This window comes from Cypionkella sp. (assembly GCF_030652235.1).
Classification (GTDB): domain Bacteria; phylum Pseudomonadota; class Alphaproteobacteria; order Rhodobacterales; family Rhodobacteraceae; genus Cypionkella.
Window position 1 is genome coordinate 38,726 of the sequence record NZ_JAUSBA010000031.1, and the last position, 26,904, is coordinate 65,629.

Genomic DNA, 26,904 nt, shown 5'->3' on the forward strand with positions numbered 1-26,904 from the left:
CATCCGTCAACACTGCGGCGCAAAGCAACGATGCCCGCCGAAGCGGGGCCGGCAAGGAGGCACCCAAGATGATCCACCCCCTCAACCCAGCCATGGCTGCCACCGATCCGCCCCCGGTGATGGAGGCGCGGCGCTGGTTGCAAGGGGTGACCTTCCCGCCCGAGCGCCCGCTGATCAACATCAGCCAAGCCGCCCCCGTCGAAAGCCCGCCGCTTGGTCTGCGCCAGGCGCTGGCAGATGCCGCGCTGAACAACCCCGATGCCCATCTCTATGGCCCGGTACTGGGCCTGCCCGCCCTGCGCGCCGAGGTCGCCAAACAATGGTCGCAGGCTTACGGCGGCACTGTGCTGGAAAGCCAAACCGCGATCACTCAAGGCTGCAACCAAGCCTTCTGCGCCGTGATGTCCACCCTGGCAGGCGCGGGCGATGAAGTGATTTTGCCGACGCCGTGGTATTTCAACCATAAAATGTGGCTGGATATGCAAGGGGTTAAGACCGTGCCGCTGTCCGCAGGCCCCGGCCTGATCCCCGAAGCCGAAGCCGCCGCGCGCCTGATCACCGACCGCACCCGCGCAATCGTGCTCGTCAGCCCCAACAACCCCGGCGGCGTCGAATATCCGGCGGAAACCCTCACCGCCTTCCGCGACCTTTGCCGCACGCGCGGCCTTGCGCTGATTGTCGACGAAACCTATCGCGATTTCGACAGCCGTTCAGGCCGTGCCCATGATCTGTTCACCGACCCAGATTGGCACGATACCCTGATCCAACTTTACAGCTTTTCCAAAGCCTACCGCCTGACCGGCCACCGCGTCGGGGCCGTCACCGCCTCTGCCGAACGCCTGTTCCAGATCGAGAAATTCCTTGACACCGTCGCCATCTGCCCCAGCCAACTTGGCCAGATCGGCGCGCTTTGGGGGATGCAAAACCTTGCCCAGTGGCTCGCAGGCGAACGCGCCGAAATCCTAAGCCGCCGCGCCGCCATGGTCGCAGGCTTCACCGCCCTGCCCGACTGGAAACTGCTCGGTTGCGGTGCCTATTTCGCCTATGTCGAACACCCCTACCAACTCGCCTCCGACGCGCTGTGCAAACGCCTTGTGGCCGAGGCTGGCCTTCTGATGCTCCCCGGCACCATGTTCCAACCCAAGCGCTCCGAAGCAGGCAAACGCCAAATCCGCATCGCCTTCGCCAATGTCGACCACGCAGGCATCGCCGAAACCTTCCGACGGCTGGCAGCGTTCAAAGGCTAATCGCAACCCGCCCCCACTCTTGCCCCCATCCCCGCAACCGCTTAGACAAGCGGCCAAACCTTTGTAAGACAGGCAGACCCATGGCCAACGCACCACTTTCCTCTGACGAGACCCCGAAGAAAAAGCGCAAGGGCGCTTCGGTGATGGTGTGGGTGCTGATGGCCATGCTGATCGGCGGCTTGGGCGGCTTTGGTGTCACAAATTTCGGCGGTGGCACGGCCTCCATCGGCACCGTCGGCGATCGCAAAATCGACGTCAACGACTATGCCCGCTCGCTGCGCCAAGCCATGGACGGCTTTTCCAAGCAAATCGGCCAACCCGTCACCCTGCAACAAGCCCAAGCCATCGGCCTTGACCGTCAAGTCCTGCAACAGGTGATGGACCGCGCCGCGTTGGACAATGAAGCAGATCGCGTCGGCCTGTCGGTCGGCGATGCATCGGTCGCCAGCAAAGTCTCGGCGATCCCCAGCTTTCAGGGCATCAACGGCTTTGACCGCACCACCTACCGCGAGGTTCTGCGCCAGAACAACCTGACCGAATCCAGCTTTGAGGCCGGCCTGCGCGCCGACACTGCGCGCCAACTTTTGCAAACCGCGATCTCCAGCGGCCTCGTCCCGCCGCAAATCCTGACCGACACCATCGCCGCCTGGGCAGGCGAGCAGCGCGGCTTCTCGATGCTGCGCCTCACCGAAAAATCCCTGACCACACCGATTCCGCCGCTGACCGATGCCGATTTGCAGGCCTATTACCAAGCCAATATCGCCGCCTACACCCGCCCCGAGGCCAAGCGCATCACCTATGTCGCTTTGCTGCCCGACACCCTTGCCAAAGCCATGCTCTTGGACGAAGCGGCCCTCAAAGCCACCTACGAAGCGCGGCTTTCCACCTATATCATCCCGGAAAAACGCCTCGTCGAACGCCTCGCTTTTGCCACCGACGCCGATGCTGCAGCCGCCAAAGCCCGCATCGACGCAGGCATGTCGTTTGACGATCTGGTGAAAGAGCGCAACCTAAGCCTTGAAGATGTCGACATGGGTGACGTGTCACAAAAGGAACTGGCCGAGGCCGGCGACGCGGTGTTTGCGCTGAAAGACCCCGGCGTCGTCGGCCCGTTCCCGTCCTCGATCGGCCCGGCTTTGTTCCGGATGAACGCGATTCTCTTGGCGCAAGAAACCAGCTTTGAGCAAGCCAGGCCCGATCTGGCGCTGGAACAGCAACTCGAATCCGCCCGCAAGGAAATCTCGGGCAAGGTCGAAGCGGTCGATGACGCCCTCGCTGGCGGCGCCAGCCTCGCCGATGTCGCCAAGGAACAAGGCCTGACGCTGGCCACCACCGATTATGCTGCCAGTGCCGACGACAACGACGCAATCACCGGCTACAAAGGTTTCCGCGACACCGCCGCCAGCATGGCCGAGGGCGATTTCCCCGAAGCCATCGTGCTGGATGACGGCGGTCTTGTGGCGATGCAACTCGACAGCATCGTGCCGCCCGCCCCGCTGCCCTTCGACAAGGTCAAAGAAAAAGTAGCCGCCGCAGCGGCAGCCAACGCCCTTGCCAAAGCGCTGTCGGATGAGGCCACCCGGATCAAATCGGCGGTCGAAGGCGGTGCCAGCCTTGGCGGCTTCGGCATCGTCTCGCGCACCACCCAGATTGAGCGTCAAGGTGTAGTGACGGACGCCCCTGCCAGCCTGCTCGAAGCGGTGTTCCAGATGCAGCCGAACGATCTGCGGGTGATTGAGGCCCCCGGTTTCGCCGCCGTGGTGCAACTCAACAGCATCAGCGCTGCCGCCACCACGGGCGAAGATGCCACCGCCTTGCGCGACGCCATCAACGTAAACGCGGGCCGCGCTATTTCCGACGACGTGATGGCGCTGTATACGGCGGCCCTGACCGCCTCTGCCGGGATCACCTTGGACCAAGCCGCGATCAACGCGGTCCATACCCAGATGAACAACTAAGCCCAGACCAAACCCAAGACCCGTTCTTAAACCAAGGCCCTGCGATGAACCTTCTGCCGTCCTTTGAACAGTTTGAACGCGGCTGGGCGCAGGGTCACAACCAATTGGTCTATGCCCGCTTGGCCGCTGATCTGGATACGCCCGTCTCGCTGATGCTGAAACTGGCCGAAGCCCGCACCGACACCTTCATGCTGGAATCGGTGACGGGTGGCGAAGTGCGTGGCCGCTATTCGGTGGTCGGCATGAAGCCCGATCTGATCTGGAAATGCCACGGCACCACGGCCTCGATCAACCGCGACGCCCGGTTTGATCCGCAAGCCTTCACCGCCTTGCCCGGCGCGCCGCTCGATACGATGCGCGCCCTGATCGCCGAGTCCCGCGTCGACCTGCCCGAAGGTCTGCCCGCGATTGCCTCCGGTCTGTTCGGCTATCTTGGCTATGACATGATCCGCCTCGTTGAGCATCTGCCCAACATCAACCCCGATCCCTTGGGCCTGCCCGATGCCGTGCTGATGCGCCCCTCGGTGGTGGCGGTGCTGGACGGCGTCAAGGGCGAAGTCACCCTCGTCGCACCCGCTTGGGCCGCTTCCGGTCTGTCGGCCCGTGCCGCCTATGCGCAAGCGGCAGAGCGAGTGATGGACGCCCTGCGCGACCTCGACCGCGCCCCGGAAGCCCAACGTGATCTGGGCGAGGCTGCGACGGTGGGTGAGATGCGCTCGAACTTCACGCATGAAGGCTACAAACAAGCCGTTGAAAAGGCAAAAGACTACATTCGCGCCGGTGACATCTTCCAAGTGGTGCCAAGCCAACGCTGGGCGCAAAGCTTTACCCTGCCTCCCTTTGCCCTCTATCGGTCCTTGCGCCGCACCAACCCCTCGCCGTTCATGTTCTTTTTCAACTTCGGCGGCTTCCAAGTCATCGGCGCAAGCCCTGAAATCCTCGTCCGCCTGCGCGACGGCGAAGTCACCGTCCGCCCCATCGCAGGCACCCGGATGCGCGGCGCCACGCCGGAAGAAGACAAAGCGCTGGAGCTGGACCTGCTGGCCGATAAAAAAGAACGCGCAGAACACCTGATGCTGCTCGATCTGGGCCGCAACGACGTGGGCCGGGTGGCCAAAGTTGGCAGCGTCCGCCCGACCGAGCAATTCATCATCGAGCGTTACAGCCACGTCATGCATATCGTCTCCAACGTGGTTGGCCAAATCGCCGATGGCGAAGACGCGCTTTCCGCCCTGCTCGCAGGCCTGCCCGCGGGCACAGTATCCGGCGCGCCCAAAGTGCGCGCAATGGAGATCATTGACGAGCTGGAGCCCGAAAAGCGCGGCATCTATGGCGGCGGCGTCGGCTATTTCGCAGGCAATGGCGAGATGGATTTCTGCATCGCTTTGCGCACCGCCGTGTTGAAAGACGAAACCCTGTATATCCAAGCTGGCGGCGGCGTCGTCTACGACAGCGACCCCGAATCCGAATATCAAGAAACCGTCAACAAATCCCGCGCCCTGCGCCGCGCCGCCGAGGATGCCGGATTGTTTGTGCGCAAAGGCAACCTCTGACCTGGCAACAGGTGCCGCCTCGGGGGCCATCGAGGCCCCACTCGACGGCGCAGCCGGGGCAGTTTTCTGAAACGGCACGCCGAGCAGAGACTTCGGGAGCGCGCCGCGCGGGAGTATTTCAGAAAGAGCAAATCCAAAACCCGCTCTGCCGTTTCACCTTGGCAAAATAGTCCCGCGCGGCGCGCATCCGTCGCTGACGCCAAGCACGCAGCAAAAGATTAACAAACCCCAAACGCTGCAATGCAACCATTCGAATTCATATCATAATCTGTAAGGTCCCAACTCGGGACCGCCCTATTTCACCGCCAAAACCGCCGAAATCGGAGCCAAAGCCACCGAAGCCCCCTTGCCCTCAATCGACCATTCCATCAGCGCCGCAATCGTCTCGGGCCGCGTGGTGCCGACCACGACAACCCGGCCCTCCTGCGCCGCCTTGAACGCTGCGCGGTCCAGATAGCGCCGGATCAGCGGCGTATCCTCACCGGCGCCGTCCAGATCGCGGAAGATCACCGCCGCCGCCACATCCTCGCGCCGCGCCACCTGATCCGCCGCGTTCAGCCCCGCATCAAAGGTCACCAAACCACGGCCCTGATCCTTGATAATCGGCACCACCATCGTCGCCAGCGGCCGATTGTCCTGAAAGCCCGCAGCACCTATGTCCATCACCGCGACAGCTTCGGGCAGCACGCCTGCGTTGGCTTGAAAGGTCTGCTCCAGATCGCCCGCAGTCGCCCCGGCCGGGATACCCGCCGCCAGCATCACCACCTCTTTGCCTGCCGCGCGGTAAATCGCCTCAGCTGTAGCCGCGCCGGGATCGAGCGGATCAATCACAAAACTGACCGGAAACGGCAGCGCAGCCAGCGCGGCGCGGTCCAGATCGGCGGCCCCAGTATCGACCAGCAGCACCGCAAACAACGGCTTGCCCAGATCATTGCTGAACGCCGCCGCATATTGCGTGAGGGGCCGGGTGTCAGCGGCAGGCGCAGGTTCCGCCGCCATGGTCGGGCCTACGGACGGCGCGGACTCGGCAATGCTGGGCAGCCGCCCGACCGTCACACCATCGACAGATTTGGTCAGCCCAACGCTGGGTGCCAAAGTTTCCGGCTGGCCGGTATCCAGCAGCTCCGAAACCTCTGGCGCAAGCTTTGGCACCTCAACGGCGGCCTCTGGCACAGCCGGTTCTGGCGCCGGATCCAGCACCAGCATCGACGGCGCTGTGGGCTCTGCCAGAGTGGGCGCAGGCGCCAGCAGCGTCTCGGCGGCTTCTTGCGGCGCAGGTGGCGGCAGATCGGCCGGAGCCGGGGCCGCATCGGTGCCGATATCCCCCGCCAAAGCACCTGGGCTCGCCGGAGTCGGGGCGGCCTCTGCTGCTGCCTGCACTTGCGGGGGGGCCGCAGCAGCCGAACCGGGATCGTTCAGCGCGGCCGGGGCCTCGGCACTTGCGACCGGCGGTTTGGCGGGCATATCGGGCAGTTCAGCGCTGGTCTTCGGGGCCACAGGTGTCGCAGCCTCGGGTTGCGGCGCTTCGGGCAAAGTGGGTAGCGCCTCGGCAACAGGTGCGGCAGGTTTGGTTGTTGGTGCCACCAGTTTTGGCGTTACAGGTGGTGTCTTTTCAGCAAGAGGCATCGTTTCGTCAGCAGGCTTCGTCAGAGGCACCGCCTCTGGCGCGGGCACAGCCTCTGGCGCAATCACCTCAGCCGCATCCATCGGCGCAGACTTCACCGCCTCTGGCTTGGGCACTACCGCAGCCTCTGGCCCGACCACCACAGGCTTGCTCTGATCCGCAGCCACCTGCACCCGCCCCTGCGGAAGCGGCACAACCAGCGAGACCACCCCCAGCCCAGCCCCCGCAACCACGCCACCCACGACGATCCCTGTCACGAAATTCCGGATCATGCCTGTCTCCACCCGTTATGAGCGCCACTTGCCCTTGACGCCGCTTTGCCGCTAGGCCCATCTATAGCCGATGTAAAACTCGATCTAAATCGGGCCCCGCAAACCTTGGCCCCTCTATAAACCGAACCGCCGCCAGCTTCATCCCCTTTTCCGTCCGGACCTTGCAAGATGCTCCTGCTCATCGACAACTATGACAGCTTTACCTACAACCTTGTGCATTACTTGGGCGAGTTGGGCGCAGATGTGCGCGTGGTGCGCAATGATGCGATGTCGGTGCAAGACGCGCTGGCGCTGCAACCCGCGTTGATCGTGCTGTCGCCCGGCCCCTGTGATCCGGCCTCGGCGGGTATTTGCGTGCCGCTGACCAAAGCCGCCGCGATGGCTGATGTGCCTTTGCTGGGCGTTTGTCTGGGGCATCAGACGATTGGCGAGGCGTTTGGTGGCAAGGTGATCCGCTGCCATGAGATCGTCCATGGCAAGATGGGCGCGATGCACCACAAAGGTGCAGGGATGTTCCGCGACCTGCCGTCGCCGTTTCTGGCCACCCGCTACCATTCCTTGGTGGTCGAGAAAGAAACCCTGCCCGATTGCCTTGAGGTCACCGCCTGGCTGGAAGACGGCACCATCATGGGCCTGCGCCATAAAGAAAAGTTGATCGAGGGCGTACAGTTTCACCCCGAATCTATTGCGTCCGAGCACGGCCACCACCTGCTGAAGAACTTCCTTGATGCCGCCCGCACCCGCGTGCCTGCATGAGCGATGTTCTCAAACCGCTTATCGGCATCGCTGCCAGCCGCGCCCTAACCCGAGCCGAGGCCGAAGCGGCGTTCAGCGCGCTGTTTGACGGCGCCGCGACGCCTGCGCAAGTCGGCGGCTTCCTGATGGCGCTGCGGGTGCGCGGTGAGACGGTGGATGAATATGCCGCCGCCGCCAGCGTCATGCGCAGCAAATGCAACGCGGTGCGTGCGCCTGCCGGGGCGATCGACATTGTTGGCACTGGCGGCGATGGCAAGGGCACCTTGAACATCTCGACCGCCACCGCCTTTGTGGTGGCTGGTGCTGGCGTTGTCGTAGCCAAACATGGCAACCGCAATCTGTCATCGAAATCCGGCGCGGCTGATGCTTTGACCGAGATGGGGCTAAATGTCATGGTTGGTGCCGACGTGGTGGAGCGTTGCCTGAATGAAGCGGGCATCGGTTTTATGATGGCCCCGATGCACCACCCCGCCACCCGCCACGTCATGCCGGTGCGCGCCGAATTGGGCACGCGGACGATCTTTAACATTCTGGGGCCGCTGACCAATCCGGCAGGGGTGAAACGCCAACTTACGGGTGCGTTTTCCGCAGCTTTGATCCGCCCGATGGCCGAAACTTTACTGGCTTTGGGCAGCGAAAAAGCATGGTTGGTGCATGGGGGTGACGGTTCGGATGAAATTTCCATCGCCGCTCCCACTGCCGTAGCTGCGCTCGAAAATGGCGCGGTGCGCGAGTTTACCTTGCACCCCGAAGACGCGGGGCTTGCGATCTACCCGTTCGAGGCGATCATGGGAGGCACCCCGGCTGAAAACGCCGTCGCCTTCCGTGCCTTGCTGGATGGCGCAAAAGGCGGCTTTCGCGATGCGGTTCTGCTGAATGCAGCCGCCGCCCTTGTGGTGGCCGACAAAGCCGCTAGCTTGAAAGAAGGCGTTGAAATCGCCCGCGTTTCCATCGACTCCGGCGCCGCACGCGGCAAGATCGAGGCGCTGAAGCGTCTGACCAACCTCTAGTGCGCGTGCCTCCCTGACGGGCGGTTCCCGCGCGCGCGAAGCGGCCTTCCATGGGCCAATGAGCACCTTATACGACCCCGCAACAAAGGGCCCAAAATGACCACAATCCTTGACCGCATCAAAGCCTATAAGCTGGACGAAATTGCCGACCGTAAAGCCCAAGTGGCGCTGGCCGATCTTGAACAAGCCGCACGCGCGGCACCCCCTCCGCGCGGCTTTGCGAAAGCGCTGTCAGATGCCGCCATCTCGGGCTATGGCCTGATTGCCGAGATCAAAAAAGCCAGCCCCTCCAAGGGTTTGATCCGCGCTGATTTCCACCCCACTGAACTTGCACAGGCGTACGAGACGGGTGGGGCCACCTGCCTTTCGGTGCTGACCGACGCGCCCAGCTTTCAAGGCCATGACACATTCCTGACCGAGGCCTCACAGGCCACAACCCTGCCCTGCCTGCGCAAGGATTTCCTCTACGACCCCTACCAAGTCGTTGAATCCCGCGCCCTGCACGCCGATTGTATCCTGATCATCCTGGCCTCGTTGTCAGATGCCCAAGCGGCTGAGTTAGAAGCCGCCGCCATCGAGCAAGGCATGGATGTGCTGCTGGAAGTCCACGACCGTGCCGAGCTTGACCGCGCGTGTCTTTTGAAATCGCCGCTGATGGGCATCAACAACCGCAATCTGCATACGTTTGAAGTCACCCTAGAAACCACCCGCCAACTCGCCCGCTATGTGCCGGAAGACCGCCTGATCGTCTCGGAATCCGGCCTGTTCACCCCCGCCGATTTGGCTGACGTGGCCGCCTACGGTGCCCGCTGCTTCCTGATCGGCGAAGCCCTCATGCGGCAAGACGATGTGACCGCCGCCACCCGCGCCATCCTCGCCCGGCCGCTGTCGTCCGGAGGTGGCGTATGAGCCAAGCTTGCACTGGCCTGACGCATTTCGACGATCAGGGCCGCGCCCATATGGTCGATGTCTCCGACAAACCCGTGACCGCCCGCATTGCCGTGGCGCGCGGCGCGGTGAAAATGTCAGTGGAAACCCTCGCGCTGATCACCGAAGGCCGTGCAAAAAAGGGCGATGTGCTGGGCGTCGCGCGTCTGGCGGGCATCATGGCCGCAAAGAAAACCGCCGATCTGATCCCTTTGTGCCACCCCTTGCCGATCACCAAAGTGTCGCTGGATCTAACCCCCGATTCCAGCCTTCCGGGCATCGTGGTTGAGGCCACCGTCAAAACGGGCGGCCAGACCGGGGTTGAAATGGAAGCTTTGACCGCCGTCTCCATCGCCTGCTTGACGATCTACGATATGGTCAAGGCGGTCGAGAAATCCATGACAATCGAAGGCATCCATCTGGTCCTGAAAGATGGTGGTAAATCAGGGCGTTATGAGGCAAAGCTTTGATTTCAGTTCAAGATGCTCTCGCCCGCTGCCTCGCACTCACAGCCCTCACCGATACCGAAACCCTGCCCCTGCGCCGTAGCAATAACCGCGTGATGGCCACTGTGGCCACAGCCCAACTGACGCAACCCCCCTTTGACGCCTCGGCGATGGACGGCTACGCCTTGGGTCGCGCCGCCGCCGTTGGTGAGAGCTTCACGGTGATCGGAGAATCCGGCGCAGGCCACGCCTTCCACGGCGCAATCGCACCGCACCAAGCGATCCGCATCTTCACCGGCGCACCCCTGCCCGAAGGAGCCGTCAGCGTCGCCATCCAAGAAGACATTCTCCGCGATGGCGACCAGATCATCCTGAAAACCACCGCCAAAATGGCTGACAACATCCGCCCACGTGGCCAAGATTTTGTCCTCGGCCAAGCCCTGTCGCCGCGCCTGCTGCGCCCCAACGACCTCGCCCTTTTGGCGGCAATGAACGTGCCCGACGTCACCGTCCGCCGCCGCCCCATCGTTGCGCTGATGGCCTCAGGCGATGAATTGGTGATGCCCGGTGAAACCCCTGGCCCCGACCAGATCATCGCCTCCAACACTTTCGCCCTCGCTGCGATGGTCGAAGCGGCGGGCGGGGAAGCGCGGATGCTGCCGATTGCCCGCGACTCTGAGGCGTCATTACGCACGGTTTTCGCGCTGACCGAAGGCGCTGACCTGATCGTCACCATTGGCGGCGCGTCAGTAGGCGATCACGATTTGGTCGGCAAAGTTGCCACCGATCTAGGGCTGGAGCGCGCCTTCTGGCAAATCGCCATGCGCCCCGGCAAGCCGCTGATGGCCGGGAAAGTCTTGGGAATCCCAATGCTTGGCCTGCCCGGCAATCCGGTTTCCGCCATCGTCTGCGGTCATCTGTTCATGGTGCCGATGCTGAAAGCCATGCTGGGCCTGCCGCCCGAACCGCAAGTGCTCAGCGCCCGGCTTGGCCACCCGCAGCCCGCCAATGGCCCCCGCGACCACTATATGCGCGCCCGCCTGACGATTGAAAGCGGCCAGCCCACGGTGACCGCTTTTGCGCGTCAGGATTCTGCTTTGCTGACCATTCTGACCGAAGCCAACGCCCTGCTGATCCGGCCTAAAGGCGACGGACCGCGCGGCGCGGGTGACATGGTGAACTACATCGCCATCTAAGGCAGTACCGCAAATCGCTTGACACAAAGCAAGAACACGGGCAGAACATAGCAACAACACCTGCATAAAGGCTGTGGCATGCTGACGCGTAAGCAACTGGAACTGTTAGATTTCATCAAAACTCGCATGGATAAAGATGGGGTCCCGCCGTCTTTCGATGAGATGAAAGATGCGCTGGATCTGCGCTCGAAATCTGGCATCCACCGCTTGATCACAGCGCTGGAAGAGCGTGGCTTCATCCGCCGTCTTGCCCACCGCGCCCGTGCTTTGGAAATTCTGAAGCTGCCCGAAGCAATGGAAAAACCCGGATTCTCGCTTAAGCTGATCAAGGGTGACAAGGTCAATCCGCCGCGCGAGGCGATGCCGATTGCGGGTGTCTATGCGATGGAAATTCCGGTGATGGGTCGCATCGCCGCTGGTGTGCCGATTGAAGCGATTTCGCATATTTCGCATCATGTGGCCGTGCCGGGGTCGATGCTCTCCGGCAACGGCCAACACTATGCGCTTGAAGTTAAAGGCGATTCGATGATCGAGGCTGGGATCAACGATGGTGACATCGTGGTGATCCGCGAACAGATCACCGCGGAGAGCGGCGATATCGTTGTCGCTTTGGTCGAGGATGCTGAAGCCACGCTGAAACGCTTCCGCCGTCGCGGCAGCATGATCGCTTTGGAAGCCGCTAACCCTGCCTATGAAACCCGCGTCTTCCCCGACCATATGGTGAAGGTGCAGGGACGTCTTGTCGGCCTGATCCGCAGCTACTGAGCCGCCAATACCGCGTGCGGCTTGGCAAGGCTGCGGTCTTGCCAGATCGGCTTGTCTGCCATCCAGATCCGTTGCGCATCGCGTGTGGGATTAAGAGCCAAGCGGCCTTCCCGCACCGAAAGTGCCAAAGCCCCGGTTTGATCCAGCATTTTGCGATCAATGACGATGCAATCTTTCGGCCTAGGGACAACCGGAGCCGCCGCCGCGGGCATCACCACCAGATCGGCCTGCGCACAAGCGGCGATCAAAGCCTCTGGCGCCACTTTGCCGCTGAGCGCCACCCCCCGCCAACCGTCCAACTCAAACGTCCGCGCGCCCTTTGGCCCCGAAAACCCCGCCCTTGTGTAAGCCTCTGCCTGCACAGCCAAATCACCATCGTCTTGCAGCCAGTTATCGGCGGTAAACCCAGCACCACGCGCCACCGACAGCGCCCGGCCCTGTTCTCCCATCAACCCAACCAGCGCGCCATCGCTGGAAATCAGCAATGCAGGCCGCTCTGTCGCCGCCCAAAGTCCCAGCGCCAAAACCAGCGGCGCAGCCGCGATCCAACGCGCCTGCCCGCGCCAAAGCACAGCCCAGACGCCTGCAAAAGTGATCAGCGGCATCACCATAGGCCCCGGTTGCACAATCGGCGTCACCGCCCCCTCTAACCCCGCAACCCAATGTGCGACAAACAGAATCCAGCGCCCCGCCTGCTCCATCACCCACAAGGCCGGGCCCGCCAGACCAATTGGGGCCAGCAGCACCGCCACAGCCCCCGCCGCCATCAGCACCGACATCATCGGCACCGTCAGCAGATTGGCGAGCAGGCCGTAATCGGTGAATCGGTTGAACGTTGCCGCCGCAAAGGGGGCGGTCGCAACCCCGGCAAGCACCGAGGTCAGCACCAAGGTGAACACCGGCATCAGCCAGCGCGGCAGCTTTTCGCGCAAAATTTGCCGGTCCAAGGCCGAAAATCCCGCGATCAGCACCACGGTTGCGGCAAAGGACAGCTGAAACCCCGGCTCTAATAGGCTTTCGGGTTGCGCCAGCAACAAGATGACAGCCGCCAGCGCCACCGAGCGCATCGTCAGCCCGCGCCTATCCAACAGCACCGCGCCCAGCATCACGCAAACCATCAAAAACGCCCGCACTGTCGCCACATTCGCGCCCGACAGCAGCAAATAGAACAGCGCAACCGCAAAAGCCGCCACCGCCGCGACCTTTTTCGAATTCACCCGCAGGGCCACGGGCGGGATCAGCGCCAGCCCAGAGCGCAGCAAGGCAAACACAAAACCGGTGATGAAGGCCATGTTCATCCCCGAAATCGCCAACAAATGCGCAAGGTTCGAATCGCGCAATGCCTGCACGGTATCCAAGGAAATCGCCGAGCGATCCCCGGTCATCGCCCCAGTCGCAAATGCCCCCGCCTCAGACGGCACCGCTGCGATCATCGCACGGGTCAACTCCGTGCGCAGTCGGTTGATCGCTTGCGTGCCTGCCGCCGCTTCGGCCCACAAAAGCACCGGACTTCTTGTATAGCCCACCGCTCCCAACTGCTGAAAGTAAGCCATACGGCGGAAGTCAAAACCACCTGGCTCGGCAGGGCCTTCCGGGGCGGCCAACGAGGCCGTCAACAGAACAATCTGTCCTGGATCAAGACTAACATATTCTCCATGCAAGGAAATACGCACATTCAGCGGCGTTTTAGCAGGCGGTAGATCTTGCAGTACGACCTGATCCAAGGTGATCCGCAGCGCATCCGATTGCGAGCGGTCGATGGCAATTACCCGCCCCTGCACCGCGCCGTAATAGCGCTGCTCTAGCATCGGGGCCGCCACCATATGCGCCCGCAAGCCCGCCGCCATCAGCCCCACCAGCACGCAGGCCAATGCCACCAGCGGCGGATGCCACAACTCCGGCCCAAAGCGATGCAGCACGATCTGCGCCAGAATCATGCCCGCGCCAACCGCATAGAACCCCAAACCCGGCTCAATCGGCAGCGCAAACCACCCAGCAATGCCACAGCCCAGAAACACCGGCACCCATGGGAACAGCAGCCCGCGCGCCTCTGCCAACGCACGCAGGGGCCACAGCAACCGGTTCAGAACGTTGCCCGGACGCGCCGCCACCTTGTTTTGCCCCCCACATTTGCCTAAAGCTGCCGCGATCCTACTGCCGATAAGGTTTCTGAAAGGTTAACCCGCCCATGTCCCGCCCAGTTGTCACCCGCTTTGCCCCCTCGCCCACCGGCTATCTGCACATCGGCGGCGGACGCACGGCTTTGTTCAACTGGCTTTACGCGCGCGGCCGGGGGGGTAAATTCCTGTTGCGGATCGAAGACACCGACCGCGAGCGTTCCACTCCCGAAGCCACCGCCGCCATCCTGCGCGGCCTGACCTGGCTGGGTCTTGATTGGGATGGCGATGTGGTCAGCCAGTTTGACCGCAAAGACCGCCATGCCGAGGTCGCGCGCGAAATGCTGGCACGCGGCACCGCCTATAAGTGCTTCAGCACGCAAGAAGAAATCGCCGCCTTCCGCGCCGAGGCCGAGGCCCGCGGCAGCTATGCCTTGTTCCAAAGTCCGTGGCGCGACGCCGATCCCGCCACCTTCCCCGACGCCCCCTTTGTGATCCGCATGAAAGCCCCCCGCACCGGCGAGACGATCATCAACGACACCGTGCAAGGCCGTGTGGTGATCCAGAATTCTTCGCTCGATGATATGATTTGTTTACGGTCGGATGCTACGCCAACTTACATGTTGGCCGTGGTGGTCGACGATCACGACATGGGCGTCACCCATGTCATCCGGGGGGATGACCATCTGAACAATGCCGCCCGCCAGCAGATGATCTACGATGCGATGAGCTGGGAGATTCCGGTTTGGGCGCATATTCCGCTGATCCATGGCCCGGATGGCAAGAAATTGTCGAAACGCCATGGGGCTACGGGCGTTGAGGAATATCAGGCGATGGGCTATCCCGCTGCGGGGATGCGCAACTACCTGACCCGTCTTGGCTGGGCGCATGGCGATGCCGAGATTTTCACCACTGCGGAAGCCTTGCAGATGTTTGATCTGGACGGCATCGGCCGCGCCCCCGCGCGCCTCGATTTCAAAAAGCTGGAAAACACCTGTGGCCATCACATCGCGATGAGCGACGATGCTGCACTGCTGCATGAATTGACCGCCTATCTGGTGGCGGCAGGCAAACCTGCCCTCACAAATACGCAGAACACCCTGCTTAAATCCGCACTCTACTGCGTGAAAGACCGCGCGAAAACCTTCCCGGAACTTATTGAAAAGGTTCACTTTGCTCTGATTTCACGCCCGATCCAACCCGATGAGGCTGCGGGCAAATCCTTGGATACGGTATCCCGTGGTATACTGAGAACATTGACGCCGCAGCTGCAAAATGTTAGCTGGACAAAGGACGCGTTGGAGCCGATCCTTAACCAAGTTGCCGCAGAAAACGGGATCGGTTTTGGCAAGCTCGCCAGCCCCCTGCGCGCGGCCTTGGCGGGGCGCACTGTGACGCCGAGTGTTTACGACATGATGCTGGTCATCGGTCAGGACGAGACGATTGCCCGGCTGGAGGATGCGGCGGTCTGATCCGCCCCCCCCTGCCGAACCGGAACGCGGGCCAACCCTCTGCCGTAGGGATGGCTTTTATTGGGGGATGAAAGATGGCCGAACAGACCAAGACTGCCACGCTAAGCCTTGACGGAAAATCCTACGACCTGCCGGTATACTCGCCCACATTGGGCCCGGATGTTGTTGATATCCGTAAGCTTTATGACCAAGCTGATGTCTTTACCTTTGACCCCGGCTTCACCTCGACTGCAGCTTGCGAAAGTGCGATCACCTATATCGACGGTGACAAGGGTGAGCTGTTGCACCGCGGCTACCCGATCGAACAGCTGGCGAACAAATCGAGCTATCTCGAAATGTGCTTCCTGCTGCTCTATGGTGAACTGCCCAATGCAGCACAACTGTCTGATTTTGAAGGCCGCGTCACCCGTCACACCATGGTGCATGAACAGATGCACAACTTCTTCCGGGGTTTCCGCCGCGATGCGCATCCGATGGCGACGATGGTGGGTGTGGTTGGCGCGATGTCAGCGTTCTACCACGACAGTTTGGACATCAATGACGAATGGCAGCGTGAGGTTGCCGCCATCCGCATGATCGCCAAACTGCCGACGATTGCCGCGATGGCCTATAAGTATTCTGTCGGGCAACCTTTTGTTTATCCGAAGAATTCTCTGTCCTACTCGGGCAACTTTCTGAACATGTGCTTCGCGGTTCCGGCGGAAGATTATCATGTGAACCCGATTCTCGCCAAAGCGATGGACCGGATCATGATGCTGCACGCCGATCACGAGCAGAACGCATCGACTTCGACCGTGCGTCTGGCGGGTTCCTCGGGCGCCAATCCGTTTGCCTGTATCGCCGCTGGTATCGCTTGCCTGTGGGGTCCGGCGCATGGCGGGGCAAACCAAGCCTGCTTGGAAATGCTGCGCGAAATTGGCACCGTGGATCGCATCCCGGAATATATCGCCAAGGCCAAAGACAAGAACTCGGGCTTCCGCCTGATGGGCTTTGGCCACCGCGTTTACAAAAACTTCGATCCCCGCGCCACGGTGATGAAGGAATCGGCGGATGAGGTGCTGGAGCTTCTGGGCATCCACAACAACCCGACCCTGCAAGTCGCCAAAGAGTTGGAGCGGATCGCTTTGTCGGATGATTATTTCATCTCGAAAAAGCTATATCCTAACGTCGATTTCTATTCCGGCATCATTCTGGATGCGATGGGCTTCCCGACCTCGATGTTCACGCCGATCTTCGCGATTTCGCGCACCGTCGGCTGGATTTCGCAGTGGAAAGAGATGATTGCCGAGAAAAACCAAAAGATCGGTCGGCCGCGTCAGCTTTATATCGGCGAAAAACAGCGCGATTACGTTGATGTGAAACACCGCTGAACGGTGAAAGGGCGGCGCAAGCCGCCCTTGCCACTTGCGGGCCAAACTGCGACGTATCCCCTGATTTTTGAGGGTCCCATGCCGCAAACCAACCGTATTCCGCTGCTTGATCTCGCCCGCACGCTGGCGCTGATCGGTATGGCCGCCTTCCATTTCAGCTATGATCTGCTGATGTTCGGGCTGATCGACTACGCCTACGCCCAATCCGACACCTTCTACTTCCACGCCCGCATCGTCGCGGGCAGCTTCCTATTGCTATCCGGCGTGGGCCTTTGGCTGGCGCATGGCCAAGCCATCCGCTGGCCCGCCTTCTGGCGGCGCTTCGCCAAAATCGCTGGGGCCGCCCTGCTGGTCAGCCTCGCCACCCGCATCGCTATGCCGGAATTCTACATCTATTTCGGTATCTTGCACGCCATTGCGCTCTATAGCCTGCTCGGCCTGCTGACCCTGCGCCTGCCTGCCATCGCAACCGCTGCCCTCGCTGCTGTCTTCGTCTATGGCAGCTACCACTGGCACGCGCAGGCGCTGACCGCGCCGCTGCTGCGCTTCATTGGTCTAAGCCTTGAGCCTGCGACCACGATGGATTTTGAGCCGATCTTCCCATGGTTTGGTGCGGTTCTTGCAGGCATCGCCTTGGGAAAAATCGGCAGTCAAACCGGGCTTTGGGCAAGGCTGGCGGGCAAACCTTCGGGCAAATGGGTGCAAATCCTCAGCTGGCCCGGTCAGCACAGCCTGTTGATCTACCTCATTCACCAGCCGATTCTGCTCGGCCTCGTCTGGGCCTATGCCCAGCTAGGCTGAACCATCCAAGCTTGCCACTGCCCGATACGTCGCAGGCCGACGGTCGCGGAACAGCCCCCAACTGCTGCGCAGATCGGCAATCGCGTCCAGATCGAATGTGGCGGTCAGCACCTCCTCAGCTTCGCGGCCCGCTTTGGCCAACAACTGCCCGGTGTGGTCCGAAATGAAACTGCTGCCATAGAACGTCACCTCCCGCCCCCCCGGGGCTACTTCACGCCCGATCCGGTTCGAGGCGATCACTGGCATGATGTTTGACCCGGCATGACCGCGCATACAAATCTCCCAATGCGGCTGGCTGTCATAGCCGGGGCTGGGCGGTTCCGAGCCAATCGCGGTCGGATACAAAAGCATCTCTGCCCCCATCAGCGCCATCGAGCGCGCGCATTCCGGAAACCATTGATCCCAGCAAATCCCTACGCCAATCCGCCCCACCGCAGTATCCCACACCCGATAGCCGGTATCGCCCGGCGAGAAATAGAACTTTTCCTCATAGCCCGGCCCCTGCGGAATGTGGGTCTTGCGGTAATTGCCCAGCACACGGCCATCCGCATCAATCATCGCCATCGAATTGAAATAGACATGCCCGGCCTTTTCAAAATACGAACAGGGCAGCACCACGCCCAATTCCCGCGCCAAGGCTGAGAACCGCGCGATCAGCGGATGGCCTTCCATAGGCTGTGCCAGTGCGAAATACTGCGGCAGTTGTTCGATGCAGAAATAGGGCGCGGCGAAAAGCTCTTGGATCAGAACCACTTGCGCACCTTTGCCTGCCGCCGCACGGATCAGCGCCTCAGCCCGATCCACATTGGCGGGCAGATCCCATGAACAGGCGAACTGCGTGGCGGCGACGGTGACTGTGCGCATCTTGGGTTCTCCATTTTGGCTAAGGCTATTTGATCAAACCCCCAGAGGCAAAGTCAAAACGGCGGCAAAGTCAAAACGGCGGCAAAGACAAACCGTTTAACGCCCGCGTGCCAGTGGCCATGGCAGCCATCCCGCCCGCCGCACCTGCTGCGCCGAAGGATGTACCGCTTCGGACACATCGCGCCCAATCACCCGCCTGTGGCGCAGCAGAAACCACATGCCCCAGCCGCGCATCGTGCCCACCATCGGGGCGCTGGCATCGCAGGGAAACCGCGCCCGCCAGCCCTCCGGCAACTCCAATCCAACGCTTTCCGCCCGCTCCAGCATCCAGACCAGCGGGATATTCGCCAAGGGCCGCGGCGCCACATCATCCCCAATCATGCCGCCAATATCGCCATGCGCGCCGCGAAACCACATCTGCTGCACATCGCTTTCCCAGCCCGGCGGGCATTCCCACAACACCGGTTCGAACACAGCACGAGTCTCGTCCATCGCCAGCGCATGAAACCCATGCCGAATCGAACTGCCCAAATGGTGGTTGTGAAACTGGTGTTGCTGCTCGGTCAGCATCCACAACAACGGCAAGCGCAGCCCCAAAGCCTTCACGGTGTCAAACACCCCCACCATCTGAATCGGCGCCTTCAGATGGCAGAACCGATGCGAGAACGCCTGACTGGCCCGAGGATGGCTGTCGTGACGGTAGTGGCGGTAAGCCAAAGTCACGCCGCGCTCGGTCGCATGTTCGCGTTTTAAAAGCCCGACCCGGTCGATCACCCCGGCCAAAGAGCGCACCGCAAACGCCCCGCGCGAATAACCGATCAGGTAAATCCGGTCGCCCTCGCGGTAATGACTGGCAAGCCAGCCATAAGCCCGGCGGATCTGACGGTTGATGCCGCGGCCTTGGATCAGGTTCATCCCGTTGCGCCAGCCCTGCCACTGGATACCCGGCTCGTAATACACCGTACGATGTGCCGAGCGCCCGCCTTCGGTCAGCAGCTTGTAAATCAAGCCGCAATTTCCCTCTTGCCCCGGCTCCAACGTCGAGAGCGTGCCATCCAAAATGATCACATGATCCACCGCCCCGCGCTTGCGCCCCGGCAACGGCGGTGCGGCTGGTTCGGTTTCGACGATCGGATGACCGCGCCACCAATGTCTGATCCGGCTAAACAGTGACACGCAGCCCCCAAAAACAAAAACGCTCTCGGCAAGTTTCCCTGCCAAGAGCGTAGGTTAACCGGATTACGGCGAAGTTAAAGCTTTTGTGACAGCACGGTCACCATGCCCAACTCGCCAAAACCGTTGAAGCGGCTGTTGGTGACTGTCGAATAGGCCCCCATGCCATGCACGATGACATAATCGCCCTCGGCAATATCAGCCGGGAACGGAATATCGCCGGGCAGACGATCCACCGAATCGCAGGTTGGCCCAAAGCAGATCCGCGGCAGGATCGCCCCATTGCGACGCCCCCCCTCAGGCGAGATCACCGCGATACGGTCAATGATGCCGATCTGCCCCAACTCGAACAGCGAGCCATAGACGCCGTCGTTCAGGAACACATGCATATCATCGCGCACAGCCTTCACCTTGGCCGCCAGCGTAAACGCATCACCGCACATCGCACGACCGGGTTCGCAGATCAGCAGCGGACGATCTGCGCCAAACGCCTCGGTTGCCACACGGTCGATGGTGGCAAAGGTCGCGTCAAGCTGCGGCGCCACACCTTCGGCGCGGTGGCTTGGGAAGCCACCACCAACGTTCAGCCGGGCGATTTTCACACCTGCGCGCTCTGCAATCACCGCAGCTTCGCGGATATACGATGCCCAAGCCGCCGGATCGGTGCATTGCGTGCCGGGGTGGAAGGTGATCGAGGCGATAAAGCCCGCCGCCGCCACCACTTTCAGCAATTCCACCGCAACATCTTCGGTCGCACCAAACTTCGCGCCGAAGTTATAGGCAGCGCCCGCCACCGGCAGCTTGAAGCGCACCGAAATCTCGCAATTCTCGGTAGGCACCATCTCAATCAACTTGGCCAGTTCGCTTGCCGAATCAACCGAGTAGGATTTCACCTTGCGCGCAACCGAATGGGCGATTTCGGCGCGCGAACGCACCGGGTTGTTGTAATGAATGGCTGCATCAGGCGCCAAGCGCCGGATCAGGTCAATCTCAAACGGCGAGGCGCAGTCAAACCCTTTGACGCCTGCGGCGATCAGGTTTTCGATGACTTCTTCACCGGGGTTCGATTTGACCGCATAGGTCACAAACCCCGGAAATCCGTCAAGAAATTTTCGGGCAACCGCTTGGATAGCCTGCGGTGCAAAGAACAGCACGGGATTCTCCGGCTGCTGATTGCGCAGATATTCGGTCGGATTGGTCCAGATCGTTTTGGACAGTCCCATCGGCGTATTCCTTTCTGCCAACAAGATGCAAATCCCCTTTCGCAGCCGTGAAGGGCAGCGATTTGCTCAGGGCACCTGCAAGGTTTTCCAACCAGGCCAGGTGCGTATGAGCCGCCCTTTTCCTGCAACGTAGGATGCCGCATATGAGGTACAACTTCACCGAACAAAACTATATAATTGTCGGATTTTCTCGTTATAATCACCAAAAAAGGATACATATTGTATGGATGAGCTGGATCGCAACATTCTGACCCTGCTGGGGGCGGATGCACGCATGTCGGTGGCGACTTTGGCGCGGCGTTTGAAGGTGGCACGCTCTACCATTCAGGCCCGGCTAGAGCGGTTAGAGACCTCCGGCGTCATCGCGGGCTATACGTTAAAGCTGGGCGAGGCCGCCCGCCAAGGCCGTCTGCGGGCAAGCGTGCTGCTGACCATCGAGCCGCGCTCTCAGGCCGCAATTCTCACCCGCCTCAAGGGTATTGGCGAGGTCGAACGGGTGTTCACCACCTCGGGCCGCTTTGATCTGCTGCTGCAAATTGCAGCCTCCAACACGCAACTGCTGGATCAAGTGCTGGATCAGATCGGCGCTTTGACCGGGGTGAAATCATCAGAAAGCCTGATCCATCTCAGCACAAGGTTGGACCGGGCGGTTTAGGGTTTACCAAAATCGCCGTCCCATATGGCTGGCAATTTGTCCTCAGGATCGACGTAGACGGTGATCTTTGCGCCAAGATTGGGCAAGCGGGTTGCGGTCATTATCTTGCTTTGTCCCGCTGCGCCCATCTCGTCTTGCCATAGGATGCTAGACAGGCTGCCATCGGAAACGCCGGGCGCATTGGCATAGCGGATCACCACAGCGGAGCGTCGAATGCCGACTCTCAGCAGATAGGTCATGCGATACGAAGCCTCTATCTTGCTGGATAGCGCTGCGAGCAGAAGCACCAGAACCACAACGAACAACAAACAAAAACCAAGGGCACGCAGCCCACGGTGTTCGCCGAAAATAGTGATCGAGGAAAGCTGTGGATCATCCTTGCCATAGCGCAGCGCAATGGGGTCTCCCTTAGACAAAGACCAGAACAGTGTATCATCCACTGAGTTTTCACCGCTAAAGCGCTGCCCGTTTACGCTATATGCGTAGGCAACAAACATTTCGCGGTTTTTGCCGCTTCCGTGGTGCCATAGGCGCGTGACCTGTCCGGTCGTGTCCCCGCCGTCAAACCGTAACGCCCAGCCCGATCGCAGATCGTGGATCACTGGACTTGCGGTCAGAAAGATCGTTACAGCCAAGACCGCCAGGCCAAACAAGCCTGCCTTCAGCAAACTGAACCGCCACCGCATATGCTCCAAATCAGTCTTATGCAAACCCAGCACCACGCCCATCGTCCGATCCAAGCCGGACTCTTCGCAACCTAGGCCACGCCCTTAGCGCAAGCCATAACAATCGCCACCTCCCTTGCATGGGCTGGTTTCCGAGCACCCACCACGCCGGATTGCGAATTGCTTTGCAACGAAGTGGAGAATGCTTTTACATTGATATCAAACAATCAACGGAGGAAACCATGTCATCTCACGGATTGCCCTGCTGGTACGAACTGGCGACGAATAATGTGGACACCGCGAAGGCCTTTTACAGCGCTGTGCTCGGCTGGACTTGGGCTGATAGCGGCATGCCGGGGATGGCCTATCTGTTGGCGAAAGCCGATGGCGCGATGGTGGCGGGCCTGTTTTCCGCCGATCCCGGCATACCACTGGCTTGGACACAGTATGTTGCGGTGGATGATGCCGATGCTTTGGTGGCACAGGCCAAGGCGCTGGGGGCAACCGTTGTGGTGCCACCCACCGATATTCCGAACACCGGCCGTTTCGCGGTGCTGATCGACCCGCAGGGCGCAAGTTTTGCCATCCTGCAACCGCTGCCGGATGGCACGGGCGGCGCGTTTGACCAAAGCAAACCCGGCCACGGCAACTGGCACGATCTCGCCTGCCCGGATGCAAGCGCCGCGCTGGCGTTTTACGGCGCGCTGTTTGGCTGGACCGAAGCGCGCGCCATACCCATGGGGCCGTCGATGACCTATCACGTGATTGCGCGCGGCGATCTGCAGTTCGGCGGGATAATCGCCGAGGCTGGCCAGCAAGGCCCCGCGAAATGGACCGTCTATTTCGGCACCCGCTCCATCCACACCGCAGTTGATCTGGTCAAATCCGCAGGCGGTCACGTGCAGCGTGACCCCGCCGAGGTCCCCGGTGGCGCGCTGATCATCCATTGCACCGACCCCAACGGCGCGGTGTTCGCTTTGGTCGGCCCGGCGTGACCTGAAACAGCGGCGGCCTCGGGGGGCATCGAGCCCCCTCTCGCCCGCGCTGCCGGGGTTGTGGCCGCACACCTTGTGGATTTTGCGCATGTTGAAGCGCGCCGCGCGGGAGTATTTTCAAAAGAGCAATCCATCTGGCGCTTGGCCTTGCCGCCTTGATTGGGTATGGCAAGCCTGAGCTTTAAGGATGCCCAAAATGCCGATGGAAAAGACTTTCTCTCCTGCCGAAGCGGAGGCCCGAATTTCCGATCTTTGGATCAGGGAAAAAGTAGGTGCTGCGGGCGCGAACGCGCGGCCGGGCGCGGAAGCGTTTTCCATCATGATCCCGCCGCCCAACGTCACTGGTTCGTTGCACATGGGCCATGCCTTCAACAACACGTTGCAGGATATCCTGATCCGCTGGCACCGCATGCAGGGCCACGATGTGCTTTGGCAGGTTGGCACCGATCACGCAGGCATCGCCACCCAAATGGTGACCGAGCGCGATATGGCTTTGCATCAGGAACCCAGCCGCCGCGAGATGGGGCGCGAGAAGTTCCTCGCCCGCGTCTGGCAGCAAAAGGTCAAATCGCGCGGCACCATCATCGGCCAACTCCAACGCCTTGGTGCGTCGTGTGATTGGGACCGTGAGGCGTTCACCATGTCCGGCGCCCCCGGTGCGCCAGCGGGTGAGGACGGCAATTTCCACGACGCCGTGATCAAGGTGTTCGTGGACATGTACACCAAGGGCCTGATCTATCGCGGCAAGCGTCTGGTCAACTGGGACCCGCATTTTGAAACCGCGATCTCGGATCTCGAAGTCGAGAATATCGAGGTCGCAGGCCATATGTGGCATTTCAAATATATTCTGGCCGACAAGCAAAGCTACGAATATATTGAGAAGGATGAAGACGGCCATGTGACGCTGCGCGAAACCCGCAACTACATCTCCATCGCCACCACCCGGCCTGAAACCATGCTCGGCGATGGCGCTGTGGCCGTGCATCCCTCTGACGCGCGTTACCAGTCGATCATCGGCAAGATGGTCCACCTGCCGCTGTGTGACCGTCTGATCCCGATCATCGCCGATGAATATCCCGACCCCACGTTCGGCTCGGGCGCGGTGAAAATCACCGGCGCGCATGATTTCAACGACTATCAGGTCGCCAAGCGCAACAATCTGCCGATGTACCGCCTGATGGACACCCGTGCGCAGATGCGCGCCGACGGTGCCGCCTATGCCGACGCCGTGAAGCGTGCGCGCGAAATCGCCGCAGGCTCGCCCACCGATGAGAATGAGGTCGACGCCCTCAACCTCGTGCCCGAAAAATACCGCGGCCTTGATCGGTTTGAGGCCCGCAAGCAAGTCATCGCCGACATCAACGCGCTTGGCCTTTGTGTGTCCACCCTGCACTCCGAAATCGACCCCGAAACCGGCTCTGAACACCTGACCCGCGAGCCGTTTGTCGAGGCGAAAAAGATCATGCAGCCCTTCGGCGACCGCTCCAAGGTGGTGATCGAACCGATGCTGACCGACCAATGGTTCGTCGATACCGCCAAAATCGTCGGCCCCGCGCTGGATGCCGTGCGGTCCGGTGCGACCAAGATCATCCCGGAATCGGGCGAGAAGACCTATTTTCACTGGCTGGAGAATATCGAGCCTTGGTGCATCTCGCGCCAGTTGTGGTGGGGCCATCAGATTCCGGTTTGGTATGGGCCGGATAGAGCTGACGTAGAGAATGAAGCCGCGATAGGCGGCGACCGTTTCAGCGAAAAAAACGTCAGAACTAAAGCATTTTGTGCGGCCAGTAAGGCTGAAGCACAGGCAATGGCGCAAGCCTACTATGGGGCAAAGACGGCTATTAGTTTTGTCGAAGATCATCAGATGTATGGATATGGTCGGCAAGACGCGCTGTTTATCATCAGCCCCGGCACAATTTTCCTTTCACGCGACCCCGACGTACTCGACACATGGTTCTCCTCCGGCCTCTGGCCGATTGGCACCCTCGGCTGGCCCGAGCAAACCCCTGAATTGCAAAAGTATTTCCCCACCTCGACCCTAATCACCGGGGCCGATATCATCTTCTTCTGGGTCGCACGCATGATGATGATGCAGCTGGCCGTGGTCGATGAAGTGCCGTTCAAAACCGTCTACCTGCACGGCCTTGTCCGCGACGCCAAGGGCAAGAAGATGTCGAAATCGCTCGGCAACGTCATCGACCCGCTGGAGATCATCGACGAATTCGGCGCCGACGCCCTGCGCTTCTCCAACGCCGCAATGGCCAGCCTTGGCGGCGTGTTGAAACTCGACACCGCCCGCATCGCAGGCTACCGCAACTTTGGCACCAAACTGTGGAACGCCTGCCGCTTTGCCGAAATGAACGGCGTGTGGGAGGGTCATAAAACCCAAGCGCAGGCCCCCAAAGCCAGCGCCACCGCGAACCGCTGGATCATCGGCGAAACCGCCAAAGCGCTAGCAGAGGTCAACGCCGCTCTAAAAGACTACCGCTTCGATAACGCCGCCGACGCGCTTTATAAATTCGTCTGGGGCAAGGTCTGCGACTGGTATGTCGAATTCGCCAAACCCCTGTTCGACGGCCCCGACGCCCCCGAAACGCGGGCAACCATGGCATGGGTGCTGGATCAGTCGATGATCCTGCTGCACCCGATGATGCCTTTCATCACCGAAGACCTCTGGGGCACCACCGGCACCCGCGCCAAGCTACTGGTCCACACCGATTGGCCGAGCTACGGCGCGGAACTGATCAACCCCGAGGCCGCGACGGAAATGGGCTTCGTCACCACCCTGATTGAAGAAATCCGCTCCACGCGTGCGCAACTCCACGTCCCAGTTGGACTGAAGGTTGATCTTGTTCCTTTGAATGTTTCTGCCGCAGCTGACGCCGCATTGAAACGCAACCTTCCTCTTGTCCTCCGTCTCGCTCGGGTGGCAACAATATGGGATCCCGCTCCTGTTCCCAGAGGCGCTGTTACAATCGCTACAGAAGGAGCGGCCTTTGCAATGCCACTTGAAGGCCTGATCGACATCGCCGAGGAAAAAGCCCGCCTGATCAAGACCATGGACAAGCTGGCGAAAGAAATCGGCGGGCTGAAAGGGCGTTTGAACAACCCCAACTTCGCAGCCTCCGCCCCCGAAGAAGTGGTCGATGAAGCCCGCGCCAACCTCGCCGCCCGCGAGGATGAATCCGCCAAACTGCAAGCCGCGCTCAAACGTTTGGCAGAAATCGGCTAAGGCCATCCTCTCTGCTCAAATATCCTGCAGGGGGTTCAAGGGGGGCGCAAAGCCCCCCTTTCCACATCTGCGTCAAGCACCTACATTTCCCGTAGGAGGTTCCGATGTCCTGGCTCAACAAACTCGCAGAGCGTCAAATCGCCAAGGCCCGCGCCAAGGGCGCGTTGCAAGGCCTGAAGGGTGAAGGCCAGCCGCTGCCCGACCGCCCCGGCGATGCGTTTGTGTCCGCAGGCGATGCCGTGGGCTTCCGCATCATGGCCGAGGCCGGGGTGCTGCCGGAAGAAATCACCCTGAAGAAACAAGCCGCCGCCCAGCGCGCCCATCTCGCCACCCTGAGTGATGCGGCCGAACGCAAAACGGCAATGGCGAAACTCGCGCAACTTGAAATGCATCAAGCCATCGCCGAAGAAGCCCGCCGCAAGTTTCTACGGTAGGGTGGGGTTTCACCCCACCCCACATTGGCAAATCATTAAAAATCTCTTAACGCGCCCACCCCATCCGTCTGATAATACAAAACATTTTTTGGTCCCGAGTTGGGACCGTCTCTATCCACCGCCAAAATCCCCCTTGCCAGCCCCGCAAA

Annotated in this window: 22 protein-coding genes; 16 read left to right on the forward strand and 6 right to left on the reverse strand. The window is 61.0% G+C overall.

The annotated features are described in order from the left end of the window. Nucleotides 1-68 precede the first annotated feature (68 nt). The 3 genes from Q7V03_RS09415 to trpE all read left to right on the forward strand — a co-directional run bounded on the left by Q7V03_RS09415 (nucleotide 69) and on the right by trpE (nucleotide 4,758). On the forward strand, nucleotides 69-1,247 hold the full coding sequence (locus Q7V03_RS09415; RefSeq protein ID WP_304925340.1) for an aminotransferase: 1,179 nt from the start codon (nucleotides 69-71) through the stop codon (nucleotides 1,245-1,247). A gap of 80 nt (nucleotides 1,248-1,327) precedes the next feature. Beyond that, nucleotides 1,328-3,205: a SurA N-terminal domain-containing protein gene (locus Q7V03_RS09420; protein WP_304925341.1), complete on the forward strand. Its 1,878-nt coding sequence runs from the start codon at nucleotides 1,328-1,330 to the stop codon at nucleotides 3,203-3,205. Nucleotides 3,206-3,249: 44 nt separating this feature from the next. Next, complete coding sequence (gene trpE / locus Q7V03_RS09425; protein ID WP_304925342.1) at nucleotides 3,250-4,758, forward strand: anthranilate synthase component I; 1,509 nt, start codon at nucleotides 3,250-3,252, stop codon at nucleotides 4,756-4,758. Nucleotides 4,759-5,052: 294 nt separating this feature from the next. Here trpE and Q7V03_RS09430 read toward each other — a convergent pair whose 3' ends face one another. Then, nucleotides 5,053-6,654 carry a divergent polysaccharide deacetylase family protein gene (locus tag Q7V03_RS09430; protein ID WP_304925343.1) on the reverse strand — a complete coding sequence of 534 codons (1,602 nt, stop codon included), beginning with the start codon at nucleotides 6,652-6,654 and terminating at the stop codon, nucleotides 5,053-5,055. A 168-nt stretch (nucleotides 6,655-6,822) separates the two neighbouring features. On the opposite strand from Q7V03_RS09430, the gene Q7V03_RS09435 reads away from it, so the two are divergent. From Q7V03_RS09435 to lexA, 6 genes are all read left to right on the forward strand, one after another. Beyond that, nucleotides 6,823-7,410 carry an aminodeoxychorismate/anthranilate synthase component II gene (locus tag Q7V03_RS09435; protein ID WP_304925344.1) on the forward strand — a complete coding sequence of 196 codons (588 nt, stop codon included), beginning with the start codon at nucleotides 6,823-6,825 and terminating at the stop codon, nucleotides 7,408-7,410. Then, nucleotides 7,407-8,420, forward strand: coding sequence for an anthranilate phosphoribosyltransferase (gene trpD / locus Q7V03_RS09440; RefSeq protein ID WP_304925345.1), 1,014 nt, complete (start codon nucleotides 7,407-7,409; stop codon nucleotides 8,418-8,420). The genes Q7V03_RS09435 and trpD overlap by 4 nt, the downstream gene beginning before the upstream one ends. Before the next feature lie 96 nt (nucleotides 8,421-8,516). Further along, a complete protein-coding gene (gene trpC, locus Q7V03_RS09445; RefSeq protein ID WP_304925346.1) occupies nucleotides 8,517-9,329 on the forward strand; it encodes an indole-3-glycerol phosphate synthase TrpC in 813 nt (270 codons plus the stop codon). Next, complete coding sequence (gene moaC, locus Q7V03_RS09450) at nucleotides 9,326-9,817, forward strand: cyclic pyranopterin monophosphate synthase MoaC (RefSeq protein ID WP_304925347.1); 492 nt, start codon at nucleotides 9,326-9,328, stop codon at nucleotides 9,815-9,817. Before trpC ends, moaC begins: the two co-directional genes overlap by 4 nt. Beyond that, a complete protein-coding gene (locus tag Q7V03_RS09455; RefSeq protein WP_304925348.1) occupies nucleotides 9,814-10,989 on the forward strand; it encodes a molybdopterin molybdotransferase MoeA in 1,176 nt (391 codons plus the stop codon). Before moaC ends, Q7V03_RS09455 begins: the two co-directional genes overlap by 4 nt. 78 nt (nucleotides 10,990-11,067) lie before the next feature. Beyond that, entirely contained in the window at nucleotides 11,068-11,754 is a 687-nt protein-coding gene (lexA, locus tag Q7V03_RS09460) for a transcriptional repressor LexA (protein ID WP_304925349.1), read from the forward strand. On the opposite strand, the gene Q7V03_RS09465 is transcribed toward lexA, so the two are convergent. Continuing rightward, nucleotides 11,748-13,865 (reverse strand): ComEC/Rec2 family competence protein, encoded by a 2,118-nt coding sequence (locus Q7V03_RS09465; protein ID WP_304925350.1) that lies wholly within the window; start codon nucleotides 13,863-13,865, stop codon nucleotides 11,748-11,750. The genes lexA and Q7V03_RS09465 overlap by 7 nt on opposite strands. Before the next feature lie 77 nt (nucleotides 13,866-13,942). Between Q7V03_RS09465 and gltX the strand changes: the two genes are divergently transcribed. The 3 genes from gltX (at nucleotide 13,943) to Q7V03_RS09480 (ending at nucleotide 17,514) form a co-directional block, all read left to right on the forward strand. Further along, the gene (gene gltX, locus Q7V03_RS09470; protein ID WP_304925351.1) at nucleotides 13,943-15,343 is read left to right on the forward strand and encodes a glutamate--tRNA ligase; all 1,401 of its coding nucleotides are present in this window, start codon (nucleotides 13,943-13,945) and stop codon (nucleotides 15,341-15,343) included. Between the two features lie 74 nt (nucleotides 15,344-15,417). Next, on the forward strand, nucleotides 15,418-16,713 hold the full coding sequence (gltA, locus tag Q7V03_RS09475; protein ID WP_304925352.1) for a citrate synthase: 1,296 nt from the start codon (nucleotides 15,418-15,420) through the stop codon (nucleotides 16,711-16,713). Between the two features lie 78 nt (nucleotides 16,714-16,791). Continuing rightward, nucleotides 16,792-17,514 (forward strand): heparan-alpha-glucosaminide N-acetyltransferase, encoded by a 723-nt coding sequence (locus tag Q7V03_RS09480; RefSeq protein WP_304925353.1) that lies wholly within the window; start codon nucleotides 16,792-16,794, stop codon nucleotides 17,512-17,514. Here the strand turns inward: Q7V03_RS09480 and aguB are convergent. The 3 genes from aguB to Q7V03_RS09495 all read right to left on the reverse strand — a co-directional run bounded on the left by aguB (nucleotide 17,506) and on the right by Q7V03_RS09495 (nucleotide 20,774). After that, on the reverse strand, nucleotides 17,506-18,378 hold the full coding sequence (gene aguB, locus Q7V03_RS09485; protein ID WP_304925354.1) for an N-carbamoylputrescine amidase: 873 nt from the start codon (nucleotides 18,376-18,378) through the stop codon (nucleotides 17,506-17,508). The two genes, Q7V03_RS09480 and aguB, sit on opposite strands and share 9 nt — an antisense overlap. A gap of 96 nt (nucleotides 18,379-18,474) precedes the next feature. Further along, entirely contained in the window at nucleotides 18,475-19,554 is a 1,080-nt protein-coding gene (locus tag Q7V03_RS09490) for a DUF2235 domain-containing protein (RefSeq protein ID WP_304925355.1), read from the reverse strand. 74 nt (nucleotides 19,555-19,628) lie between these two features. Then, nucleotides 19,629-20,774: a type III PLP-dependent enzyme gene (locus tag Q7V03_RS09495; RefSeq protein ID WP_304925356.1), complete on the reverse strand. Its 1,146-nt coding sequence runs from the start codon at nucleotides 20,772-20,774 to the stop codon at nucleotides 19,629-19,631. Between the two features lie 223 nt (nucleotides 20,775-20,997). Between Q7V03_RS09495 and Q7V03_RS09500 the strand changes: the two genes are divergently transcribed. Then, nucleotides 20,998-21,429, forward strand: coding sequence for an Lrp/AsnC family transcriptional regulator (locus Q7V03_RS09500; protein ID WP_054007924.1), 432 nt, complete (start codon nucleotides 20,998-21,000; stop codon nucleotides 21,427-21,429). On the opposite strand, the gene Q7V03_RS09505 is transcribed toward Q7V03_RS09500, so the two are convergent. Continuing rightward, nucleotides 21,426-22,157: a DUF3592 domain-containing protein gene (locus Q7V03_RS09505; protein WP_304925357.1), complete on the reverse strand. Its 732-nt coding sequence runs from the start codon at nucleotides 22,155-22,157 to the stop codon at nucleotides 21,426-21,428. The genes Q7V03_RS09500 and Q7V03_RS09505 overlap by 4 nt on opposite strands. A gap of 179 nt (nucleotides 22,158-22,336) precedes the next feature. Between Q7V03_RS09505 and Q7V03_RS09510 the strand changes: the two genes are divergently transcribed. From Q7V03_RS09510 to Q7V03_RS09520, 3 genes are all read left to right on the forward strand, one after another. Further along, nucleotides 22,337-23,089, forward strand: a complete 753-nt coding sequence (locus Q7V03_RS09510; RefSeq protein WP_304925358.1) for a VOC family protein — start codon at nucleotides 22,337-22,339, stop codon at nucleotides 23,087-23,089. A 196-nt stretch (nucleotides 23,090-23,285) separates the two neighbouring features. Next, on the forward strand, nucleotides 23,286-26,321 hold the full coding sequence (locus tag Q7V03_RS09515) for a valine--tRNA ligase (protein ID WP_304925359.1): 3,036 nt from the start codon (nucleotides 23,286-23,288) through the stop codon (nucleotides 26,319-26,321). A gap of 104 nt (nucleotides 26,322-26,425) precedes the next feature. Then, nucleotides 26,426-26,755, forward strand: a complete 330-nt coding sequence (locus Q7V03_RS09520) for a DUF1992 domain-containing protein (RefSeq protein ID WP_304925360.1) — start codon at nucleotides 26,426-26,428, stop codon at nucleotides 26,753-26,755. Nucleotides 26,756-26,904: the final 149 nt, after the last annotated feature.

Bases quoted from the DNA above. Each gene is read 5' to 3' on its own strand.
- Q7V03_RS09415 (WP_304925340.1), top strand. From the start codon at position 69: ATGATCCACCCCCTCAACCCAGCCATGGCTGCCACCGATCCGCCCCCG.
- aguB (WP_304925354.1), bottom strand. From the start codon at position 18,378: ATGCGCACAGTCACCGTCGCCGCCACGCAGTTCGCCTGTTCATGGGAT.
- Q7V03_RS09510 (WP_304925358.1), top strand. From the start codon at position 22,337: ATGTCATCTCACGGATTGCCCTGCTGGTACGAACTGGCGACGAATAAT.
- Q7V03_RS09495 (WP_304925356.1), bottom strand. From the start codon at position 20,774: ATGGGACTGTCCAAAACGATCTGGACCAATCCGACCGAATATCTGCGC.
- Q7V03_RS09515 (WP_304925359.1), top strand. From the start codon at position 23,286: ATGCCGATGGAAAAGACTTTCTCTCCTGCCGAAGCGGAGGCCCGAATT.
- Q7V03_RS09505 (WP_304925357.1), bottom strand. From the start codon at position 22,157: ATGGGCGTGGTGCTGGGTTTGCATAAGACTGATTTGGAGCATATGCGG.
- gltX (WP_304925351.1), top strand. From the start codon at position 13,943: ATGTCCCGCCCAGTTGTCACCCGCTTTGCCCCCTCGCCCACCGGCTAT.
- gltA (WP_304925352.1), top strand. From the start codon at position 15,418: ATGGCCGAACAGACCAAGACTGCCACGCTAAGCCTTGACGGAAAATCC.
- Q7V03_RS09430 (WP_304925343.1), bottom strand. From the start codon at position 6,654: ATGATCCGGAATTTCGTGACAGGGATCGTCGTGGGTGGCGTGGTTGCG.
- lexA (WP_304925349.1), top strand. From the start codon at position 11,068: ATGCTGACGCGTAAGCAACTGGAACTGTTAGATTTCATCAAAACTCGC.
- Q7V03_RS09500 (WP_054007924.1), top strand. From the start codon at position 20,998: ATGGATGAGCTGGATCGCAACATTCTGACCCTGCTGGGGGCGGATGCA.
- Q7V03_RS09520 (WP_304925360.1), top strand. From the start codon at position 26,426: ATGTCCTGGCTCAACAAACTCGCAGAGCGTCAAATCGCCAAGGCCCGC.
- trpC (WP_304925346.1), top strand. From the start codon at position 8,517: ATGACCACAATCCTTGACCGCATCAAAGCCTATAAGCTGGACGAAATT.
- Q7V03_RS09480 (WP_304925353.1), top strand. From the start codon at position 16,792: ATGCCGCAAACCAACCGTATTCCGCTGCTTGATCTCGCCCGCACGCTG.
- moaC (WP_304925347.1), top strand. From the start codon at position 9,326: ATGAGCCAAGCTTGCACTGGCCTGACGCATTTCGACGATCAGGGCCGC.
- trpE (WP_304925342.1), top strand. From the start codon at position 3,250: ATGAACCTTCTGCCGTCCTTTGAACAGTTTGAACGCGGCTGGGCGCAG.
- Q7V03_RS09435 (WP_304925344.1), top strand. From the start codon at position 6,823: ATGCTCCTGCTCATCGACAACTATGACAGCTTTACCTACAACCTTGTG.
- Q7V03_RS09420 (WP_304925341.1), top strand. From the start codon at position 1,328: ATGGCCAACGCACCACTTTCCTCTGACGAGACCCCGAAGAAAAAGCGC.
- trpD (WP_304925345.1), top strand. From the start codon at position 7,407: ATGAGCGATGTTCTCAAACCGCTTATCGGCATCGCTGCCAGCCGCGCC.